The sequence below is a fragment of the Serratia grimesii genome, from assembly GCF_900186025.1.
GTDB classification, from domain to species: Bacteria; Pseudomonadota; Gammaproteobacteria; order Enterobacterales; family Enterobacteriaceae; genus Serratia; species Serratia grimesii.
Genome location: NZ_LT883155.1, coordinates 735,056 through 755,806 on the forward strand (window position 1 = coordinate 735,056; position 20,751 = coordinate 755,806).

General features: G+C 51.9%; 17 protein-coding genes. 14 read left to right on the forward strand and 3 right to left on the reverse strand.

The features are described from left to right. Position 1: 1 nt before the first annotated feature. A complete protein-coding gene (gene leuA / locus SGBXF1_RS03410; RefSeq protein ID WP_061807358.1) occupies positions 2 to 1,576 on the reverse strand; it encodes a 2-isopropylmalate synthase in 1,575 nt (524 codons plus the stop codon). A gap of 88 nt (positions 1,577 to 1,664) precedes the next feature. Then, entirely contained in the window at positions 1,665 to 1,748 is an 84-nt protein-coding gene (gene leuL, locus SGBXF1_RS24015; protein WP_186428459.1) for a leu operon leader peptide, read from the reverse strand. Positions 1,749 to 2,469: 721 nt separating this feature from the next. Between leuL and leuO the strand changes: the two genes are divergently transcribed. From leuO to cra, 5 genes are all read left to right on the forward strand, one after another. Beyond that, the gene (gene leuO, locus SGBXF1_RS03420; protein ID WP_061807357.1) at positions 2,470 to 3,417 is read left to right on the forward strand and encodes a transcriptional regulator LeuO; all 948 of its coding nucleotides are present in this window, start codon (positions 2,470 to 2,472) and stop codon (positions 3,415 to 3,417) included. A gap of 465 nt (positions 3,418 to 3,882) precedes the next feature. After that, positions 3,883 to 5,691, forward strand: a complete 1,809-nt coding sequence (locus tag SGBXF1_RS03425; protein WP_186427819.1) for an AMP-dependent synthetase/ligase — start codon at positions 3,883 to 3,885, stop codon at positions 5,689 to 5,691. A gap of 315 nt (positions 5,692 to 6,006) precedes the next feature. After that, positions 6,007 to 7,725 (forward strand): acetolactate synthase 3 large subunit, encoded by a 1,719-nt coding sequence (ilvI, locus tag SGBXF1_RS03430; RefSeq protein WP_186427820.1) that lies wholly within the window; start codon positions 6,007 to 6,009, stop codon positions 7,723 to 7,725. Between the two features lie 2 nt (positions 7,726 to 7,727). After that, positions 7,728 to 8,219 (forward strand): acetolactate synthase small subunit, encoded by a 492-nt coding sequence (ilvN, locus tag SGBXF1_RS03435; protein ID WP_004950121.1) that lies wholly within the window; start codon positions 7,728 to 7,730, stop codon positions 8,217 to 8,219. A 215-nt stretch (positions 8,220 to 8,434) separates the two neighbouring features. After that, entirely contained in the window at positions 8,435 to 9,439 is a 1,005-nt protein-coding gene (gene cra, locus SGBXF1_RS03440; RefSeq protein WP_020825201.1) for a catabolite repressor/activator, read from the forward strand. A gap of 42 nt (positions 9,440 to 9,481) precedes the next feature. Here the strand turns inward: cra and SGBXF1_RS03445 are convergent, their stop codons facing one another. Further along, positions 9,482 to 9,922: an L-alanine exporter AlaE gene (locus SGBXF1_RS03445; protein WP_186427821.1), complete on the reverse strand. Its 441-nt coding sequence runs from the start codon at positions 9,920 to 9,922 to the stop codon at positions 9,482 to 9,484. An 871-nt stretch (positions 9,923 to 10,793) separates the two neighbouring features. On the opposite strand from SGBXF1_RS03445, the gene mraZ reads away from it, so the two are divergent. The 9 genes from mraZ to ftsW are packed head-to-tail and all read left to right on the forward strand — an operon-like array spanning position 10,794 to position 20,748. Further along, complete coding sequence (gene mraZ, locus SGBXF1_RS03450; RefSeq protein ID WP_037420797.1) at positions 10,794 to 11,252, forward strand: division/cell wall cluster transcriptional repressor MraZ; 459 nt, start codon at positions 10,794 to 10,796, stop codon at positions 11,250 to 11,252. Positions 11,253 to 11,254: 2 nt separating this feature from the next. Beyond that, the gene (gene rsmH, locus SGBXF1_RS03455; protein WP_037420800.1) at positions 11,255 to 12,196 is read left to right on the forward strand and encodes a 16S rRNA (cytosine(1402)-N(4))-methyltransferase RsmH; all 942 of its coding nucleotides are present in this window, start codon (positions 11,255 to 11,257) and stop codon (positions 12,194 to 12,196) included. Then, positions 12,193 to 12,513 carry a cell division protein FtsL gene (gene ftsL / locus SGBXF1_RS03460; protein ID WP_012005204.1) on the forward strand — a complete coding sequence of 107 codons (321 nt, stop codon included), beginning with the start codon at positions 12,193 to 12,195 and terminating at the stop codon, positions 12,511 to 12,513. The genes rsmH and ftsL overlap by 4 nt, the downstream gene beginning before the upstream one ends. Before the next feature lie 42 nt (positions 12,514 to 12,555). Then, on the forward strand, positions 12,556 to 14,319 hold the full coding sequence (locus tag SGBXF1_RS03465) for a peptidoglycan glycosyltransferase FtsI (RefSeq protein ID WP_012005205.1): 1,764 nt from the start codon (positions 12,556 to 12,558) through the stop codon (positions 14,317 to 14,319). Further along, a complete protein-coding gene (gene murE / locus SGBXF1_RS03470; protein ID WP_186427822.1) occupies positions 14,306 to 15,793 on the forward strand; it encodes a UDP-N-acetylmuramoyl-L-alanyl-D-glutamate--2,6-diaminopimelate ligase in 1,488 nt (495 codons plus the stop codon). The genes SGBXF1_RS03465 and murE overlap by 14 nt, the downstream gene beginning before the upstream one ends. Beyond that, entirely contained in the window at positions 15,790 to 17,151 is a 1,362-nt protein-coding gene (murF, locus tag SGBXF1_RS03475; RefSeq protein WP_037420806.1) for a UDP-N-acetylmuramoyl-tripeptide--D-alanyl-D-alanine ligase, read from the forward strand. Before murE ends, murF begins: the two co-directional genes overlap by 4 nt. Beyond that, a complete protein-coding gene (gene mraY, locus SGBXF1_RS03480; RefSeq protein ID WP_012005208.1) occupies positions 17,145 to 18,227 on the forward strand; it encodes a phospho-N-acetylmuramoyl-pentapeptide-transferase in 1,083 nt (360 codons plus the stop codon). The genes murF and mraY overlap by 7 nt, the downstream gene beginning before the upstream one ends. A gap of 2 nt (positions 18,228 to 18,229) precedes the next feature. After that, positions 18,230 to 19,549: a UDP-N-acetylmuramoyl-L-alanine--D-glutamate ligase gene (murD, locus tag SGBXF1_RS03485; RefSeq protein WP_186427823.1), complete on the forward strand. Its 1,320-nt coding sequence runs from the start codon at positions 18,230 to 18,232 to the stop codon at positions 19,547 to 19,549. After that, entirely contained in the window at positions 19,546 to 20,748 is a 1,203-nt protein-coding gene (gene ftsW, locus SGBXF1_RS03490; RefSeq protein ID WP_037426050.1) for a cell division protein FtsW, read from the forward strand. The genes murD and ftsW overlap by 4 nt, the downstream gene beginning before the upstream one ends. Positions 20,749 to 20,751 lie beyond the last annotated feature (3 nt).

The window sequence follows — 20,751 nt, forward strand, 5'->3', positions numbered from 1 at the left end:
TTCACACCGTTTCCTGATTATTTTGATGTTTGCTTTGTTGCAGACGCTGTTTTTCTTTTTCTACCTGCTGAGAGCGCCAAATATTATTCAATACGTGAACCATCGCCTTGGCTGAGGATTCCACGATGTCGGTCGCCAGACCCACGCCGTGGAAGCGTCGGCCGTTGTAGGACACGACGATGTCAACCTGGCCCAGCGCATCACGGCCCTGGCCTTTGGCAGTTAACTGGTATTTCACCAGTTCGATCGGATAACCGGTAATGCGGTTGATGGCTTGATAAACTGCGTCAACCGGGCCATTGCCTGTGGCCGCTTCGGCCTTTTCTTCTTCGCCACAGATCAGTTTCACCGATGCGGTAGCCATGATGCTGCTGCCTGACTGCACGCTGAAGTAGTCCAGGCTGAAATGCTCTGGTTCTTCTTGTTGCTTATTAATGAAGGCCAATGCCTCCAGATCGTAATCGAACACTTGGCCTTTCTTGTCGGCCAGTTTCAGGAATGCGGCGTACAGGTTATCCAGGTTATAGTCCTGTTCCTTGTAGCCCATCTCTTCCATACGGTGTTTTACTGCAGCACGGCCGGAACGGGAGGTCAGGTTCAGTTGCACATCTTTCAGACCGATGGTCTGCGGTGACATGATTTCGTAGTTTTCACGATTTTTCAGGACACCATCTTGGTGGATACCGGATGAGTGTGCGAAAGCATTGGAACCCACAATCGCCTTATTGGCTGGGATCGGCATGTTACACAGCTGGCTGACGATTTGGCTGGTGCGGAAAATTTCCTGATGGTTGATATTGGTGTGCACGTTCATGATGTCCTGGCGCACTTTGATCGCCATGATCACTTCTTCCAACGAGGTGTTGCCTGCACGTTCACCAATGCCGTTTAACGTCCCCTCAACCTGACGTGCGCCAGCTTGAACCGCGGCGATAGAGTTACCAACTGCCATGCCCAAATCGTCATGGCAATGGACAGAAATAATGGCTTTATCGATATTAGGTACGCGGTTGTACAGCGTGGTGATGATGCCGCCAAACTGATTCGGTGTGGTGTAGCCTACGGTGTCAGGGATATTGATGGTTGTAGCGCCAGCATTAATCGCCGCTTCCACCACACGACACAGGTTATCGATCGGCGTACGGCCTGCATCTTCACAAGAGAATTCTACGTCGTCTGTGTAATTGCGTGCACGCTTCACCGACCGAATCGCCATTTCCAGCACTTCGTCGAACGAGCGCTTCAGTTTCGATTCGATATGAAGGGTTGAGGTAGCCAGGAATACGTGAATACGAAAGGCTTCGGCAACGCGCAATGCTTCGGCCGCGACGTCGATATCTTTATCTACGCAACGGGCCAAGCCACACACACGGCTATTTTTAATCTGACGAGCAATGGTTTGCACTGATTCGAAATCACCCGGTGAAGATACTGGGAAACCGACTTCCATGACGTCGACTCCCATTCTTTCCAGCGCCATCGCAATTTGAATCTTCTCTTTCACGCTCAGACTGGCTTGCAGCGCTTGTTCACCATCACGCAGCGTTGTATCGAAAATAATGACTTGTTGGCTCATCAGGGCGTTCCTTATCGTGTTTATTTCACGCTAAGCGGGTAAAAAAAAACCCGCGCAGTAGCGCGGGTTTGTTATGTCGTGGGCTGAATCAGCTCTGAACTGCGTCCACCGGCATACCGCGCAAAGAAAATGCGTTAAGTAGTAGGCCTAGTAGACGGTAAGTACGGTTCATAGCGGTTCAACTTCTCTAAAATAATGTCGTTGTCTAATTTGATACGTTATTGGCTTGGCTATGTCAACACCTGATTGAAAATGGGGATGGTCTTTACATACGTGATTAACTGATATCGTGCTTTAGACGATAATTCGGCAAAAAATGATATTATCAGATAAAAAATCATGAGTGATTTGCGGGCGTCTCAGCATAAATTAACTGAATGTATATTGTCGCAATTGCTTCTGATTTTCATTTGGTTAAAATTAAACGTGTCTAACCATCGGTCTCGTGATGCTAAAAGAGCGCTTTTCCTTCTTTTGTATTTCCAGCGTCAATGTGTTTTCTTTTTTTATGTATCTTGTGAATGAGTTATAAAATATGGATATCAACGGATAAAAATAGACATTTGACATGTTGTGCTTTTGTATTTTATTTTCTTGTGATCTGACCAGTTAGTGATAAAGGTGTTAGATGATATTATAACGATAAGTTATTTATGATTATTTGTTGAACAGCCAATGATAATTTTCTGTCTGCTGCAAAGAAAAGAAATGAGACGTACGTCAGGATTTAACCTTTAATCATGTTTTTATATAGGATGATGCTCAAGCCAATTTTTAAATGGAAAGGCGGGAGATAACTAACTTTTTCGTGTGTGATCAAGAGAGTGATGTTTCAATCATTGTTTTTATTATATTCGTTTGAGTTATCTAAATAGGACTTAGTGGAGTGGGATATGTCGGAATGTAATTCAGAAGTTGTTATTGATAAAGAGGTAGGTGATATACACCTGCGTAGCGTCGATCTGAACTTACTTACGGTGTTTGACGCCGTTATGCAAATGCAGAATATTACGCGGGCGGCGAGCTTTTTGGGGATGTCACAACCCGCGGTGAGTAACGCCGTGGCACGTTTGAAGCTGATGTTTAATGACGAGCTGTTTGTACGTTGTGGACGTGGTATTCAGCCCACGGCACGGGCGAGGCAGCTGTTTGGCCCTATGCGCCAAGCGTTGCAGTTAGTGCAAAATGAATTGCCAGGGGCGGAGTTTGAACCTGCCACCAGTGATCGCACTTTCTCTGTTGCACTTTGCAGCCCGCTTGATTTACGTTTGGGGGCAACAATAATCAACCATGTTAAAGAAATTGCGCCACAAACGCATTTAAAAATAAAGTCTTATATAACAAGTAACATTGACAACCAATTGCGTTATCAGGATGTGGAATTTGTCATTGGTTATGCAAATTTCGAATCTACTGAATTTAACAATGTCATGCTTTTTGAGGATGAGCTGATGTTAGTCTTGGCTCAGAAACATCCGAGAATAGATATCGACATCACACCGGAACAGATTTTATCGGAGCAGCATGCTGTCGTCTCGCTTGAGGGATTTTATTCATTCAGTAAACCTTACTATATAGAAGACACGATGCGGCGGGTCATCACTCAGCAGTGTACGGATTTATATAGTGTACTGAACATTGTATCCAATACTGACATGGTTGCTATTGTTCCCGCTTGGCTAGCTCAGCAGCAAGCTGAAAAGTTACAGTTGAAATATATTCCCTTGCCTTGGTTTGAGAACAAGGCCACATGTTATCTTTCTTGGCATGAATCGGCTGAGCGTGATAAGGGGCATCAATGGTTGAAATCTATGCTGAGTCAGCCTGAGATAACTGAGTAAATAGCTGGTTATTACCCCCGAGGCGGTTATCTCCCGATTGGGGGAATAATTTTTGCTGTTTGTTTATTAGGAATTATCTTGGATTTTTCTAAGATATATCTTGAGCTAAGTGTTTTTAATTAACTACTTCCTGATTTTTTCGATAGTTTTACCGAAAACAGCCATTATGAAATTATATCCTGACATTTTAATAATGGTTAGTGTTTTTACCTGTTGGTAGGGCGCTGCTGCCTGACATGCATTCTGTAGCCTGAACCAAACCTTTTAACCTTCCTTTTGTCCAAACGAATGGACGTGGTGAAATTAATCTCAGTTTTAGCGCACACTTCGACGCTGAAAACTCTTTTCCCGCTGCCAGAGAGTAGGTAGACTGCGCGAAAAAAAGTAAACACGTGTAAGCTGAGATGCAGGATGTACCGTCCTGCCCAAGGTTAACTGTTTGATTCATTTCAGGCTTAGAGCGCTATGATCAATAATTTGCTGCAATACCATTTGACTCACCGTATACAGCACCAAGTTTCCCACCGTGCCGATCGCACAGCTTTTCGCCAATGGTCTCCGAATGGTGAGACGCAGCTGACCTGGCGACAGGTCGATACGCATATCAGCCACATCGCTAGTGCGTTACTGGCGTTGGGCGTTGACGTGCAGGAACGTATCGCGATTTTTGCTAACAACTGCATGGCCTGGTCACTGGTTGATTTGGCCATTCTGCAATTGCGTGGTGTTAGTGTGCCGTTGTATGCCACTAATACGGCGGCCCAGGCAGCTTTTATCATTAATGATGCTGATATACGGATTCTGTTTGTTGGTGAGCAGGCCCAATTGGATGCCGCTATTGCATTGCGTGGCGTGTGTCCGCAACTAAGCCATATTATTGTGTTTGATGACGCTGTCGATCTGCGTGGCTGCGAAATTGCACAGCACCTGAATACCTTCGAGCTGGAAGCTGACCTTGCCGCTGTTGAATCGCAGCGGCAGCAGCGTATCGCCGATTGTGATTTGAGTGATCTGTTCACACTGATCTATACCTCTGGCACCACCGGCGAGCCAAAAGGGGTCATGCTGGATTATCGTAATCTGGCTGCGCAGCTTTATCTGCACGATGAGCGGCTGACGGTGAATGAAGAGGATGTTTCTCTCAGTTTCCTGCCGATGTCACATGTGTTTGAACGTGCCTGGAGCTTTTTTATCATGCACTCCGGCGCACAGAACGTATTTTTACCCAATACCGACTGGGTGCGTGAGGCCATGGCGTCGGTGCGTCCAACGCTGATGTGCGCTGTGCCGCGTTTCTATGAAAAAATCTTCAGTGCAGTGCATGAAAAGGTTGCACGTGCGCCGTGGTTGCGGCGTGCGTTGTTCCATTGGGCCATTGTTTGCGGTGAGCGCAAATTCCTGCAGGAACGCGCCGGTAAGCCTTTGGGTAAGCTGTTTGATCTTTCCCATCGTTGGGCCGATAAGCTAGTGCTGAGCAAGCTGCGTGGCATACTTGGCGGGCGGGTGCGTTTCTTACCCGCGGCAGGGGCCAAACTTGACGACAACGTCATTCTGTTTTTTCAGGCGATGGGCATTAACATCAAATACGGTTATGGCATGACTGAGACTTGCGCCACGGTTTCCTGTTGGGAGGAAAGCAACTTCCGCTTTGGCTCAATTGGTAAACCCTTACCGGGAATTGAAGTGCGTATTGGGCAAGAGAATGAAATCCAGGTACGTGGTCCAATAGTGATGCGTGGCTATTTCAATAAACCACTGGAAACGGCTGACAGCTTTACGGAGGACGGTTGGCTGAAAACGGGGGACGCCGGTGCTATTGATGAAGGCGGTAACCTGTTCATCACTGAACGCCTTAAAGATCTGATGAAAACCTCTGGCGGTAAATATATTGCGCCGCAGATGCTTGAAGGAACGCTGGCGCAGGATCGCTTTATCGAACAGGTGGCGATCATCGCCGATGCGCGTAAATTTGTTTCTGCTTTGATTGTACCGAGCTTTGAGTCCCTGGAAGAGTACGCCAAGTCCATCAACTTGAAATATCAGGATCGGCTTGAACTGTTGCGCAATAGCCACATTCTGGACATGTTTGAAAGCCGCCTGCGTGAAATGCAAAAAGAGTTGGCGCGTTTTGAACAGGTGAAAAAGTTTACCCTGTTGCCGGCGGCTTTTTCTATGGAACTGGGCGAGCTGACACCAACGTTGAAGCTGCGCCGTAAAGTGATTTCTCAGCGTTATCAGCGTGAAATTGACTCAATGTATCAGGAGCCCGCTTAACGGCATCTACTGGGCTGGTGTCCAGCGAAAAGAGCAACATCATTCTTGCCTGATATAGTTCTGTAATTATCTGCCTGACTGAAACAATGCCTAGCTTGATTTACCTGTGGCTAGTGCATTGTTTCTGTAAATTCCCGATCCCCAGCCTGTGACAGTAACCATTCATTTACTGTGTCATTTTGCCGTTTGCCTGCCTCATATTCTGACGTTATGTTAATGGGTTATAGTCAATCCATAAAAATTTTGGGGTATTGCCCCACAACAGGCGTCACGTTCCGGCGCCAGATAAGAATAAGTTAGCCTGGAGGCAAACCCATGGAGATGTTGTCAGGAGCCGAGATGGTCGTCCGATCGTTGATTGATCAGGGCGTTAAGCATGTATTCGGTTATCCCGGCGGGGCGGTGCTCGATATTTACGACGCCCTGCATACCGTTGGAGGAATCGATCACATATTGGTTCGTCATGAGCAAGGTGCAGTGCATATGGCCGATGGCTACGCACGCGCGACCGGTGAAGTGGGGGTGGTGCTGGTAACTTCCGGCCCTGGGGCGACCAATGCGATTACAGGCATTGCGACGGCCTATATGGACTCTATCCCGATGGTGGTGCTTTCCGGACAGGTTCCCAGCTCGCTGATTGGCTACGACGCCTTCCAGGAATGTGACATGGTCGGGATTTCTCGTCCGGTGGTGAAACACAGCTTCCTGGTGAAACGTACCGAAGATATTCCCGGCATACTGAAAAAAGCGTTTTACCTGGCCTCTACGGGCCGTCCTGGCCCTGTCGTGATTGACCTGCCGAAAGACATCGTGGGTCCTGCGGTGAGAATGCCATACGCTTACCCGGATGAAGTGAGTATGCGCTCCTATAATCCAACGGTGCAGGGGCATCGTGGGCAGATCAAACGCGCATTGCATACTATTCTGTCGGCCAAAAAACCCGTTATGTACGTCGGTGGTGGCGCGATCAACTCGGCGTGCGACGCAGAACTGCTGGAACTGGCAGAAAAACTGAGTCTGCCGGTCACTTGTACACTGATGGGGCTGGGCGCGTTCCCCGGCACACACCGCCAGAGCGTTGGTATGTTGGGTATGCACGGTACTTATGAAGCCAACAAAACCATGCACAATTCTGATGTGATCTTTGCTGTCGGCGTGCGTTTTGACGATCGTACTACCAACAACCTCGCCAAATACTGCCCGGACGCGACTGTACTGCATATCGACATTGACCCTACATCAATATCCAAAACGGTAGACGCTGATATTCCCATTGTTGGCGATGCCAAACAGGTGTTAACCCAGATGTTGGAACTGCTGGCGCAGGAAGACAAAGCGCAGGATCACGATGCGTTGCGTGATTGGTGGCAATCCATCGAGCAGTGGCGTGCACGCGACTGCCTGGGTTACGACAAAAACAGCGGCACCATCAAGCCACAGGCGGTGATCGAAACCTTGCACCGGCTGACCAAAGGGGACGCTTATGTCACCTCCGATGTCGGTCAGCACCAGATGTTCGCCGCACTCTACTACCCGTTCGACAAACCCCGCCGTTGGATCAACTCCGGTGGGCTTGGCACCATGGGCTTTGGTCTGCCGGCAGCACTGGGTGTAAAGCTTGCGCTACCTGATGAAACCGTGGTGTGTGTGACCGGCGACGGCAGCATCCAGATGAATATTCAGGAATTGTCCACCGCATTGCAGTACAACCTGCCGGTGATTGTTGTGAATCTTAACAACCGTTATTTAGGTATGGTGAAACAGTGGCAGGACATGATTTATTCCGGCCGCCACTCCCAATCTTATATGGATTCCTTACCGGACTTCGTCAAACTGGCAGAGGCGTACGGCCACATAGGTATTGCCATTCGTACGCCGGATGAGCTGGAAAGCAAGCTGGCGCAGGCGCTGGCTGAAAAAGAACGCCTGGTATTTGTCGATGTGACCGTCGATGAAACCGAACATGTTTATCCAATGCAGATTCGTGGTGGAAGCATGGACGAAATGTGGTTAAGTAAAACGGAGAGGACCTGATCATGCGCCGTATTTTATCTGTATTGCTGGAAAACGAATCTGGTGCGTTATCGCGTGTGGTGGGTTTGTTTTCTCAGCGTGGTTATAACATCGAAAGCCTGACGGTAGCGCCGACTGATGATCCCACGCTCTCACGCATGACGATTCAAACCGTCGGTGATGAGAAAGTGTTAGAGCAGATCGAAAAGCAGCTGCATAAGTTGGTGGATGTGCTGCGCGTTAGCGAACTGGTGCAGGGTGCACACGTTGAGCGTGAAATTATGTTGGTGAAGTTACAAGCCAGCGGTTATGGCCGTGAGGAAGTGAAGCGCTGCGCTGATATTTTCCGCGGGCAGATTGTCGATGTGACCGCCACGCTTTACACCGTTCAGTTGGCCGGTACCAGCGATAAGCTGGACGCCTTCCTTAACGCGGTGCGCGAAGTGGCCGAGATCGTTGAGGTCGCGCGCTCTGGCGTGGTTGGCGTGTCGCGCGGCGATAAAATCATGCGTTGAAGCCCAATGTAGCAGGATTTAGGGGCGTGGCAGGGCTGCGCCCTTTGTTTTTCGGTGTTTTTTGCCTGTTTGCTGGCACCTTTCGGCAAAAGCGGTTGCTCAGCAGTGTTTTCTGCTGTTAGATCGCAGAGGCTGGATTGAATACCCGCACAGGATGCGATGGTTAATCCGAGCATAGCTTTCACTTCTATTTTCAGCGTCATTAAGGGGTTAACGTGAAACTGGATGAAATCGCGCGTCTCGCAGGCGTTTCGCGCACCACGGCCAGTTATGTCATCAACGGCAAGGCGAAGCAGTATCGTGTCAGCGATAAAACCGTCGAAAAAGTGATGGCCGTGGTCAGGGAGCACAACTATCACCCAAATGCCGTAGCGGCAGGGTTGCGCGCTGGGCGAACCCGATCAATCGGTTTGGTGATACCGGATCTGGAAAATACCAGTTATACCCGGATTGCCAACTATCTGGAGCGTCAGGCGCGTCAACGTGGTTACCAGTTGCTGATTGCCTGTTCGGAAGATCAACCGGATAATGAAATGCGTTGCATTGAGCATTTGCTGCAACGTCAGGTTGATGCGCTTATTGTATCCACCGCGCTGCCACCGGAGCATCCGTTTTATCAGCGTTGGGCTAACGATCCTTTGCCGATTATCGCGCTGGACCGAGCGCTGGACCGCGAACACTTCATCAGCGTTGTCGGTGCCGATCAAGAAGACTCTTTCGCGTTGGCACAGGAACTTCGTACATTCCCGGCAGAGTCCGTGCTGTATTTGGGCGCGTTGCCGGAGCTTTCCGTTAGCTTCCTGCGTGAACAAGGGTTCCGTCAAGCATGGCAAGATGATGAAAGGCATGTCGATTATCTGTATGCCAACAGCTATGAACGTGAGGCGGCGGGGGTGTTATTTGCCGAATGGCTGAAAACTCATCCAATGCCACAAGCATTGTTCACGACTTCATTCTCTTTGCTGCAAGGAGTGATGGATGTAACGCTGAAACAACGCGGTCGTTTGCCGACCGATCTGGCCATCGCCACATTCGGCGATCATGAGTTGTTGGACTTCCTGGAGTGCCCTGTCTTGGCAGTCGCACAGCGCCACCGTGATGTGGCCGAGCGCGTGCTGGAACTGGTCTTGGCCAGCCTGGATGAACCACGCAAACCTAAACCTGGCCTGACGCGTATTCGCCGTAATCTTTTCCGCCGTGGCAGCCTGAGCCGCAAATAATCTTCTGGCAGGTGTGCTGTTTTGCACTCCTGCCGAATCCCCTTATACGTAACCCGCCACTCTGAACAGCTTTCTGCAATATTCGAGAAAGTAGCCATACACCACGCCCATCGCCATTGAGACTACCGCGTTGCTGGTTACTGCGGTCATGATTTGCTGCCCGTCGGCACCTACGCTCCACAATATGGCCGCGTAAACCGGCGATTGGAAACTGACATAGGCCAACAAGTCGGCAAGGTTACGCAGTAAAAAAGGATGACAGTGAAGACGTTTAGCGACGCGGATAAAGGCGTCACGATAACGGCCATAAGGCCAGGCGATCAGGATATTGACGGGAATTGACAGCAAACGAGATGAGAGTGACTGCTGAAAACTCATCCCGGATATCAGGATTTCTATTGCCATGCCGGCAATGAAACAGTACACCACCAGTGCAAAGGTATCGGCGGCGGCGCTACGCCAATGCGGAACAGGCGAAAGCATAGTGCAATCTCCGTGATTATTAGTTAATGTTCTGTTAATTGTTTAATTTAAAGATGTTAAGTCTGGTCTTTCATTCTTTACGTAGTTTATACCTTCATCAAGTGTTAACTAAGTAGTTGAATATTTTTATTTAACGGGGTTGTGTGATTTTTGTTCTGGGAGAATGCAGAAGAATATGGCGCGAAGGGATTAAAAATGGATGCATTCAAACTATTCAATAAAAAACAATGAGTTGCATAATCTTTAGTCGCAAGGTGATTATTTTCACTAAAAATTGTGGAAATAAATGATGTAAGGAAATGAAACCATAATTGTAAACAGGTATTTTGAGAATAATCTTACTAAATTGATTTAAATCGAAATTAGCTCGCCTCGTAATATCCGAGTGATTTATTTTTCTGCCTGACTTATCACTGGCGCATTAATTGAAGTAAAATAGCCCCCGGCTTGGGGTGAAATAACCATTGAGCGTTATTAACTCAATAGCTTATGCCATATTTCACTTTTAGAGCGAGCTGACGTTGGGCCTTGCCCGCTGCGGCTCGCGCAGGGTTACAGGGCTGTGATTGCCGAGCTGAAAAATGAGACATCGATTGCAGAAGGAAGTATTGAGTTAATTAATCGCCGATTTGTCAGGTTTTTAATCAGGTTCTTTCCGCTTAGAAAATTCTCCCCGTTTATCATGATGTTAATTTTTAATCATCTAATAAATAGCGTTCCTTTCGCGAGCTAGCTCCCAAAATGACCGAAGAAATATTGCCAAAGCGCTGGCGCTCTGGCTTGACAAGGTTTTCATACCCTCCGTAAACTCCATTATGTGGGAATTTGTGGGGTAAAGTGGTGAAAACGGTCGTGAAGGGGTAACTCAGGAATGTTCCGTGGAGCAACGATGGTTAACCTCGACAGCAAAGGGCGGCTTGCCGTACCCACCCGTTATCGGGATTTGCTGAACGAGCAATCGCAAGGCCAAATGGTCTGTACCATTGACCTCCACCAGCCCTGCCTGCTGCTTTATCCACTGCCCGAATGGGAAATTATTGAACAAAAGTTATCCCGTCTGTCGAGTATGAATCCCGCCGAGCGCCGCGTTCAGCGCCTGTTATTGGGACATGCCAGTGAGTGTCAGATGGATAGTGCCGGTCGGTTGTTGTTAGCCACTACGCTACGTCAACACGCCGGGCTTACAAAAGAAGTGATGCTGGTCGGGCAGTTCAACAAGTTTGAACTGTGGGATGAACAGACCTGGTATCAACAAGTCAAGGATGATATTGACGCAGAACAGTCGACTCAGGAACCGTTGTCTGAGCGGCTACAGGACTTGTCGCTATAAGCATGTTGGAAAATTATAAACACACTACCGTACTGTTGGATGAGGCGGTTAACGGCCTCAATATTCGCAGTAACGGCATATATATCGACGGTACTTTTGGCCGCGGTGGCCATTCGCGTCTGATTCTGTCCCAGCTAGGGCCGGAAGGACGTTTGCTGGCAATTGACCGCGACCCACAGGCGATTGCAGCCGCCAAGTCTATTGAAGATCCTCGTTTTAGCATCGTACACGGCCCATTCTCAGATTTGTCACACTATGTGCGGGAACGCGAATTAGTGGGGCGGATTGATGGCATTTTGCTCGATCTGGGCGTTTCTTCCCCGCAGTTGGATGACGCAGAACGCGGATTCTCTTTCATGCGTGACGGTCCGCTGGATATGCGTATGGACTCATCGAGCGGTCAGTCGGCTGCTGAATGGCTGATGAAAGCAGAAGCAGACGACATTGCCTGGGTGTTAAAAACCTTCGGTGAAGAGCGTTTCGCCAAGCGCATTGCTCGCGCCATCGTAGAAAGAAACCTCGTAGAGCCAATGACGCGGACTAAAGAGCTGGCCGATTTGATCGCCAATGCCAGCCCGTTCCGGGATAAGCATAAGCATCCGGCAACTCGCAGCTTCCAGGCGATCCGTATCTATATCAACAGTGAATTGGAAGAGATTGAACGTGCGCTGGACGGCGCGCTGGAAGTGCTGGCCCCACAAGGGCGCCTGTCGATCATCAGCTTCCATTCTTTAGAAGACCGTATTGTTAAACGCTTCATGCGCCATCATAGCCGCGGTGCTCAGGTTCCTGCGGGTATTCCGCTGACTGAAGAGCAACTGCGCAGCATGGGCGGGCGTACGCTGAAAGCGCTGGGCAAGATGATGCCTGGAGATGCCGAAGTCGCTGAAAACCCACGTGCGCGTAGTTCGGTGCTGCGTATTGCCGAGAGGATGCCCGCGTGATTGGTAATGAGCGTCACGGTTTAGTTGGAGTCATTGGCGGTGATTTGCTGCGCAACGCCAAGATCCCATTGATTTTGCTGATTGCTTCGCTGGTTTCTGCGGTTTTCGTGGTGACAACCGCGCACCGCACCCGCTTGTTGACCGCCGAACGCGAGCAGCTTGTTTTAGAGAGAGACGCTCTGGACATTGAGTGGCGCAACCTGATTCTGGAAGAGAATGCTCTTGGGGATCACAGTCGGGTAGAGCGCATCGCTACTGAAAAACTGCAGATGCAACATGTTGATCCATCGCAGGAAAATATCATCGTTAAACAATGAAGGGTTTAACTGAAATCATTACACGGAGTAGAAAGGGAACGCATGAAAGCAGCACGCCCCGGTAAGTTGAAACGCCAGGAAGATCAGGCCAGCTTTGTAAGCTGGCGTTTTGCGTTGCTGTGCGGCTGTATTTTGCTGGCGTTGGTTGGGTTGATGCTGCGTGTGGCTTATTTGCAGGTGATTAACCCGGACCGCCTGGTGAAAGAAGGCGACATGCGATCACTGCGCGTGCAGGAAGTCCCGACGTCGCGCGGTATGATCAGCGATCGCTCAGGACGCCCGCTGGCGGTGAGCGTCCCGGTGAACGCTATCTGGGCGGATCCGAAAGAGCTCAATGAGCGCGGGGGCATTACGTTGGACAGCCGCTGGAAGGCGCTGTCTGATGCGCTGAATATCCCGCTGGACCAGCTTTCTACTCGCATTAATGCCAATCCGAAGGGGCGCTTTGTCTATCTGGCGCGTCAGGTGAACCCGGCGATCGGCGATTACATTCACAAGCTGAAACTGCCGGGGATTTATCTGCGTCAGGAATCCCGACGCTACTATCCTTCCGGTCAGGTGACTTCGCATATTATCGGCGTAACCAACATTGACGGGCAGGGGATTGAAGGCGTTGAGAAGAGCTTCGATCGCTGGCTGACCGGGCAACCGGGCGAAAGGACTGTGCGTAAAGACCGCTTTGGCAGGGTGATCGAGGATATCTCATCTGTCGACAGCCAGGCCGCGCATAACCTGGTCCTGAGCGTCGATGAACGCCTGCAAGCGCTGGTTTACCGTGAACTGAACAACGCTGTGGCGTTCAACAAGGCTGAATCTGGTACCGCGGTACTGGTGGATGTGAACACCGGCGAAGTGTTGGCGATGGCTAACAGCCCGTCTTACAACCCGAACAATATGGCCGGTACGCCGAAAGAAACCATGCGTAACCGTGCTATCACCGATATTTTTGAACCCGGCTCCACCGTGAAACCTATGGTGGTTATGACGGCATTGCAGCACGGCATTGTGAAAGAAAACAGTGTGCTCAATACCGTCCCTTACCGTATCAACGGCAAGGAAATCAGAGACGTTGCGCGTTACGCGGAACTCTCTCTGACCGGGATCTTGCAGAAGTCGAGTAACGTCGGCGTTTCACGGCTGGCGTTATCGATGCCGTCCTCAGCGTTAGTAGATACTTACTCTCGTTTTGGATTGGGAAAAGCGACCAATTTGGGGCTGGTCGGAGAAAGCAGTGGCATATACCCAAAAAAACAACGGTGGTCTGACATAGAGAGGGCCACCTTCTCTTTCGGCTATGGGCTAATGGTAACCCCGTTACAGTTAGCGCGAGTCTACGCCACGATCGGCAGTCTGGGTGTTTATCGCCCGCTGTCGATTACCAAAGTTGACCCACCGGTTGCCGGTGAGCGTGTCTTCCCTGAACCTCTGGTGCGCACTGTCGTGCATATGATGGAAAGCGTTGCCTTACCCGGCGGCGGTGGGGTGAAGGCCGCGATCAAGGGTTACCGCATTGCTATCAAAACCGGTACTGCCAAAAAGGTGGGACCGGATGGCAAATACGTCAACAGATACATCGCTTATACCGCTGGCGTTGCGCCAGCCAGTAATCCCCGTTTCGCTCTGGTGGTGGTGATCAACGACCCGCAGGGTGGGAAATACTACGGTGGTGCGATTTCTGCACCGGTGTTTGGCGCCATCATGGGCGGCGTATTGCGTACCATGAACGTTGAGCCGGATGCGTTGCCCACCGGTGAGAAAAGCGATTTTGTAATCAACAGAAAAGAGGGTTCAGGTGGCCGATCGTAATTTGCGCGACTTACTCGCTCCGTGGGTGCCAACGGCACCCGGGCGCGCGCTGCGGGAAATGACATTAGACAGCCGTATTGCGGCTGCCGGGGATCTGTTTGTCGCCGTTGTCGGCCATCAGACGGATGGACGCCGCTATATTCCGCAGGCTATCGCGCAGGGTGTTGCCGCTGTGATTGCCGAAGCTGAAGGACAGGCCGAAGACGGCGCTATCACGGAAATGCATGGCGTTCCGGTGATTTATCTGAGCCAACTCAATCAGCGCCTGTCCGCGCTGGCTGGCCGTTTTTATCATGAACCGGCAGAGCGTCTACGTCTGGTTGGTGTCACCGGTACCAACGGCAAGACCACGACGACCCAACTGTTGGCGCAGTGGGGCCAACTGCTGGGTGAAACCAGCGCAGTGATGGGCACTGTAGGTAATGGTCTGTTGGGTCAAGTATGCCCAACGGAGAACACGACCGGTTCTGCTGTGGACGTTCAGCATGTACTGAATGAACTGGTTGAGCGCGGTGCTACGTTTGCCGCGATGGAAGTTTCTTCTCACGGTTTGGTGCAAAACCGTGTGGCGGCGTTGCCATTTGCTGCTGCGGTGTTTACCAATCTGAGCCGTGACCACCTGGATTACCACGGTGACATGGCTAATTACGAAGCGGCCAAGTGGTCGTTGTTCGCGAGCCACGAAGTGGGCCAGGCGATTATCAATGCGGATGACGAAGTCGGTCAGCGCTGGCTGAGTAAGTTGCCGGATGCGGTTGCCGTTACCATGCAGGATAACTTGCAGCCAGGTTGTCACGGCCGTTGGCTGAAAACTACCTCCGTTAATTATCACGACAACGGTGCCACTATCCACTTCAGCTCAAGCTGGGGTGATGGTCAGATTGAAAGCCGCCTGATGGGTGCTTTCAACGTCAGTAACCTATTGCTGGCACTGGCAACCCTGTTGTCGCTGGGCTATCCGCTGGACAAATTGGTAGCAACCGGCCACCAACTGCAACCGGTATGTGGCCGTATGGAAGTGTTTAACGCACCGGGCAAACCGACAGTTGTGGTCGATTATGCCCACACCCCAGACGCGTTGGAAAAAGCGCTGGAAGCTGCACGGCTGCACTGTGTAGGGCAATTGTGGTGTGTATTCGGTTGCGGTGGCGATCGTGATAAAGGCAAACGTCCGCTGATGGGCGGTATTGCTGAGCAGTTTGCCGATCGCGTTGTAGTGACTGACGACAATCCGCGTACCGAAGAACCTCAAGCGATCATTACCGATATCCTGACTGGCCTGCTGGACGCTGGGCGCGCCTTGGTAATCCATGGCCGCGCGGAAGCTGTTACCAGCGCCATTATGCAAGCTAAAGAACAAGACGTAGTACTGGTGGCGGGTAAAGGGCACGAGGACTACCAACTGGTTGGGAATCGCCGCCTGGATTACTCCGATCGTACCACCGTCGCGCGTCTGCTGGGGGTACTGGCATGATTCCTGTCTCCCTTCGGGCACTGGCCGATGTATTGGACGCTGAGTTGATCGGCGCCGATTGCCAAATCGTTGAGGTGACGACAGATACCCGTCAGGTGACCGCGGGTTGCTTGTTTGTGGCATTGAAAGGTGAGCGTTTCGACGCTCACGATTTTGCTGTTGATGCTGTAGCCGCAGGTGCTGGGGCTTTGCTGGTAAGTAAGCGCTTATTGGTGGATGTTCCACAACTGGTGGTGAAAGACACCCGCTTGGCCTTGGGGCAGCTCGCTGCCTGGGTGCGCCAGCAGGTACCTACCCGCGTTGTGGCGTTAACTGGTTCCTCGGGCAAGACATCGGTGAAAGAAATGGCTGCGGCCATTCTGCGTGAGTGCGGTGAAGTGCTGTATACCGCCGGCAATTTCAACAATGACATTGGTGTGCCACTAACGCTGCTGCGTTTGCAGCCGCAGCATGACTTCGCCGTGATTGAGCTGGGCGCGAACCATATTGGCGAGATTGCTTACACCACCGCATTAACCCGTCCGCAGACCGCGCTGGTGAATAACCTGGCGGCCGCTCACCTGGAAGGCTTTGGCTCGCTGGCCGGTGTTGCCCAGGCGAAAGGCGAAATTTTTGCCGGTTTGCCGGCTGACGGTGTGGCGATCATCAACGCCGACAATAACGACTGGCCGCACTGGCAGAGCATGCTGGACGGCAAAACTGTCTGGCGTTTCTCACCTCAGGCGGCGGAAGGTGTTGATTTCTTCGCCAATAATGTGCAGGTCAATGGCAAGGGAACGCAGTTTACGCTGCACAGCCCATTCGGTACCGCGCCGATCGCGCTGCCGTTGCCGGGCCGTCATAACGTGGCCAACGCGTTGGCCGCGGCGGCACTCGCCATGTCGGCAGGTGCATCGCTTGAGGCGGTGCGTCAAGGGTTGACAAATTTACAGGCAGTACCGGGGCGTTTGTTCCCGATCGCGCTTTCTGACCATCAGCTGCTGCTGGATGACAGCTATAACGCCAACGTCGGTTCAATGACCGCCGCTGCACAGGTACTGGCCGAAATGCCGGGCTATCGCGTGATGGTAGTGGGCGACATGGCAGAGTTAGGGGCGGAAGCCGAAGAATGTCACCGTCAGGTGGGTGAAGCCGCTCGGATGGCGGGAGTCGATAAAGTGCTCGGTGTGGGTCCGTTAAGCCAGGCGCTGATTGAAGCCTCCGGTAACGGCGAACATTTTCAGGATAAGGCAGCAGTGATCGCGCGCGTGGCGGAATTACTGTCAGAACATGCGGTAATTACCGTGTTAATCAAGGGTTCACGTAGTGCCGCAATGGAGCAGGTAGTACGCGCGTTACAGGAGAAAGCACCATGTTAGTTTGGCTGGCCGAGCATTTGGTCAAATATTATTCCGGCTTTAACGTCTTTTCCTACCTGACGTTCCGAGCCATTGTCAGCCTGCTGACCGCGCTGTTCCTCTCTCTGTGGATGGGACCGCGGGTGATTAAACGCCTGCAGGAAATGTCCTTTGGCCAGGTCGTGCGTAACGATGGCCCAGAGTCGCATTTCAGCAAACGTGGTACGCCGACCATGGGCGGCATCATGATCCTGACCTCTATCACCGTTTCTGTGTTGATGTGGGCCTATCCGTCAAACCCTTACGTGTGGTGCGTGCTGTTCGTCCTGGTGGGCTATGGCATCGTCGGTTTCGTTGATGACTATCGCAAGGTGGTACGCAAAGACACCAAAGGGCTGATTGCTCGTTGGAAATACTTCTGGCAATCGGTGATTGCCCTAGTGGTTGCTTTCGCCATGTATGCCGTAGGAAAAGACACGCCAGCCACCGAGCTGGTTGTGCCGTTCTTTAAGGACATCATGCCGCAGCTGGGCCTGTTATACGTGTTGCTGGCGTACTTTGTGATTGTGGGTACCAGCAACGCGGTCAACTTGACCGACGGGCTGGATGGCCTGGCGATTATGCCAACGGTATTCGTGGCCGCGGGTTTTGCGCTGGTGGCTTGGGCTACCGGTAACATGAACTTCGCCAACTACCTGCACATCCCGTATCTGCGTCATGCCGGTGAGCTGGTGATTGTGTGTACCGCCATTGTTGGCGCCGGTCTGGGCTTCCTGTGGTTCAACACCTACCCGGCTCAAGTTTTCATGGGCGATGTTGGTTCGCTGGCATTGGGCGGCGCATTGGGCACCATTGCGGTGCTGCTGCGTCAGGAGTTCCTGTTACTGATCATGGGCGGCGTGTTTGTGGTTGAAACGCTGTCGGTCATTTTGCAGGTGGGATCGTTCAAGCTGCGTGGACAACGTATCTTCCGCATGGCACCGATTCACCACCACTATGAATTGAAGGGCTGGCCAGAGCCGCGCGTGATCGTGCGCTTCTGGATTATTTCGCTGATGCTGGTGCTGATTGGCCTGGCGACGCTGAAGGTGCGGTAATCATGGCAGACTATCAGGGTAAAAAAGTCGTCATCATTGGGTTGGGCCTCACCGGCCTGTCCTGTGTTGATTTCTTTATGGCGCGGGGCGTGACGCCACGCGTTATGGATACCCGCGTCTCACCGCCAGGGCTGGACAAGCTGCCCGACAGCGTAGAGCGTCATCTGGGCGATCTGAATCAGGACTGGCTGTTGGCGGCGGATTTGATCGTCGCCAGCCCGGGTATGGCGTTGGCTACCCCAGCGTTGAGCGCCGCAGCGGACGCTGGCGTGGAAGTCGTTGGCGATGTTGAACTGTTTTGCCGCGAAACCCAGGCACCGATCGTGGCCATCACTGGTTCCAACGGTAAAAGCACGGTCACTACCCTGGTGGGTGAGATGGCAAAAGCAGCCGGTTGGGCGGTGGGCGTCGGCGGCAATATCGGTCTGCCTGCACTGAGCCTGTTGCGCCAAGAGTGCCAATTGTACGTGCTGGAGCTGTCTAGCTTCCAACTGGAAACCACGTCTAGCTTGCATGCGGCAGCAGCGACCATTTTGAATGTCACCGAAGATCATATGGATCGCTACCCGTTTGGCCTACAGCAGTACCGTGCCGCCAAACTGCGAGTCTATGAAAATGCTGAAGTCTGTGTGGTAAACGCGGACGATGCGCTGACCATGCCTGTCCGTGGCGCCGATGAGCGCTGCGTTAGCTTTGGCGCGGATGTGGGTGATTATCACCTGAACCGTCAGCAGGGCGAGACCTGGCTGCGGGTTCGCGGTGAGAAAATCTTAAACACCCGTGAGATGAAGCTGACCGGCCGTCACAACTATACCAATGCGCTTGCCGCGTTGGCATTGGCTGATGCAGTGAAGATTCCACGCGCTTCCAGCCTTAAAGCGTTAACGACCTTTACCGGGTTGGCACACCGCTTCCAACTGGCATGGGAACATAACGGCGTACGCTGGATAAATGATTCTAAAGCTACCAACGTTGGCAGCACCGAAGCGGCGCTGAATGGTTTGCAGGTGGAGGGGACCCTTCATCTGTTGCTGGGTGGTGATGGCAAATCTGCCGACTTCTCCCCGTTGGCGCGTTACCTGCAAGGCGATAATGTCCGTCTGTACTGCTTTGGTCGTGATGGTGAGCAGTTAGCGCAGCTGCGACCGGAGGTCGCAACGTTGACCGATACTATGGAGCAGGCGATGCAGGCGATTGCCGGCCGGGTGCAATCTGGCGACATGGTGCTTTTGTCACCGGCGTGCGCCAGCCTTGATCAGTTCCGTAATTTTGAAGTGCGTGGCGACGAGTTTGCCCGCTTGGCACAGGAGCTCGGCGGATGAGACTACGCTTGCCGAACTTCGGGCTGACCGAACTCTTTAAAAACTGGGTCGCGGGATCGCGTGATAACGACTCGGTCAATATGGTGTTGTACGATCGCACTCTACTGTGGCTGACCTTTGGGTTGGCCATTATCGGTTTTGTGATGGTGACGTCGGCATCGATGCCGATCGGCCAGCGTTTGGCGGACGATCCTTTCTTGTTCGCCAAGCGTGATGCGTTATACCTCGGGTTGGCGTTCGGCCTGTCGATGGTGACGTTGCGTATTCCGATGGAAGTCTGGCAGCGCTACAGCAATGTCATGTTGCTGATGTCGATTGTGATGCTGTTGATCGTATTGGTGGTGGGTAGTTCGGTAAACGGGGCATCGCGCTGGATCGCGCTGGGACCGTTGCGTATTCAGCCAGCGGAGCTGTCCAAGCTGTCGTTGTTCTGTTACCTGGCGAGCTATCTGGTCCGTAAGGTTGAAGAGGTGCGCAGCAACTTCTGGGGTTTCTGCAAACCGATGGGCGTTATGGTCGTGTTGGCGGTATTGCTGTTGGCACAGCCGGACCTCGGTACTGTGGTAGTGCTGTTTATCACTACGTTGGCGATGCTGTTCCTGGCTGGCGCCAAAATGTGGCAGTTCCTGGCGATCATCGGTTCCGGAGCTTTTGCGGTGGTGCTGCTGATTATTGCAGAACCTTACCGTATGCGTCGTGTGACGTCGTTCTGGAATCCATGGGCCGATCCGTTCGGCAGCGGTTACCAGCTGACCCAGTCTCTGATGGCCTTTGGTCGCGGTGAATTCTGGGGGCAAGGGCTGGGTAATTCGGTGCAGAAACTCGAGTATTTGCCGGAAGCACACACCGACTTTATCTTCTCGATTTTAGGCGAAGAACTGGGCTATATCGGTGTGGTTTTCGCATTGTTAATGGTATTCTGCGTCGCTTTTCGTGCGATGTCGATTGGTCGCCGCGCGTTGGAGCTGGATCAGCGCTTTTCCGGCTTTTTGGCCTGTTCAATTGGCGTGTGGTTTAGCTTCCAGGCGCTGGTTAACGTTGGCGCCGCAGCCGGCATGTTACCGACCAAAGGTCTGACGTTGCCACTGATAAGTTACGGTGGCTCGAGCCTGCTGATTATGTCGACGGCAATCGTGCTGTTGTTGCGTATTGATTATGAAACGCGTCTGGCTAAAGCCCAGGCGTTTGTGAAGAGGTAAGGG

What these genes read in the sequence shown, in the direction of transcription:
- leuA (WP_061807358.1), bottom strand. Translation starts at nt 1,576, where the DNA reads ATGAGCCAACAAGTCATTATTTTCGATACAACGCTGCGTGATGGTGAA.
- leuL (WP_186428459.1), bottom strand. Translation starts at nt 1,748, where the DNA reads ATGAACCGTACTTACCGTCTACTAGGCCTACTACTTAACGCATTTTCT.
- leuO (WP_061807357.1), top strand. Translation starts at nt 2,470, where the DNA reads ATGTCGGAATGTAATTCAGAAGTTGTTATTGATAAAGAGGTAGGTGAT.
- SGBXF1_RS03425 (WP_186427819.1), top strand. Translation starts at nt 3,883, where the DNA reads ATGATCAATAATTTGCTGCAATACCATTTGACTCACCGTATACAGCAC.
- ilvI (WP_186427820.1), top strand. Translation starts at nt 6,007, where the DNA reads ATGGAGATGTTGTCAGGAGCCGAGATGGTCGTCCGATCGTTGATTGAT.
- ilvN (WP_004950121.1), top strand. Translation starts at nt 7,728, where the DNA reads ATGCGCCGTATTTTATCTGTATTGCTGGAAAACGAATCTGGTGCGTTA.
- SGBXF1_RS03445 (WP_186427821.1), bottom strand. Translation starts at nt 9,922, where the DNA reads ATGCTTTCGCCTGTTCCGCATTGGCGTAGCGCCGCCGCCGATACCTTT.
- mraZ (WP_037420797.1), top strand. Translation starts at nt 10,794, where the DNA reads ATGTTCCGTGGAGCAACGATGGTTAACCTCGACAGCAAAGGGCGGCTT.
- rsmH (WP_037420800.1), top strand. Translation starts at nt 11,255, where the DNA reads ATGTTGGAAAATTATAAACACACTACCGTACTGTTGGATGAGGCGGTT.
- SGBXF1_RS03465 (WP_012005205.1), top strand. Translation starts at nt 12,556, where the DNA reads ATGAAAGCAGCACGCCCCGGTAAGTTGAAACGCCAGGAAGATCAGGCC.
- murF (WP_037420806.1), top strand. Translation starts at nt 15,790, where the DNA reads ATGATTCCTGTCTCCCTTCGGGCACTGGCCGATGTATTGGACGCTGAG.
- mraY (WP_012005208.1), top strand. Translation starts at nt 17,145, where the DNA reads ATGTTAGTTTGGCTGGCCGAGCATTTGGTCAAATATTATTCCGGCTTT.
- murD (WP_186427823.1), top strand. Translation starts at nt 18,230, where the DNA reads ATGGCAGACTATCAGGGTAAAAAAGTCGTCATCATTGGGTTGGGCCTC.
- ftsW (WP_037426050.1), top strand. Translation starts at nt 19,546, where the DNA reads ATGAGACTACGCTTGCCGAACTTCGGGCTGACCGAACTCTTTAAAAAC.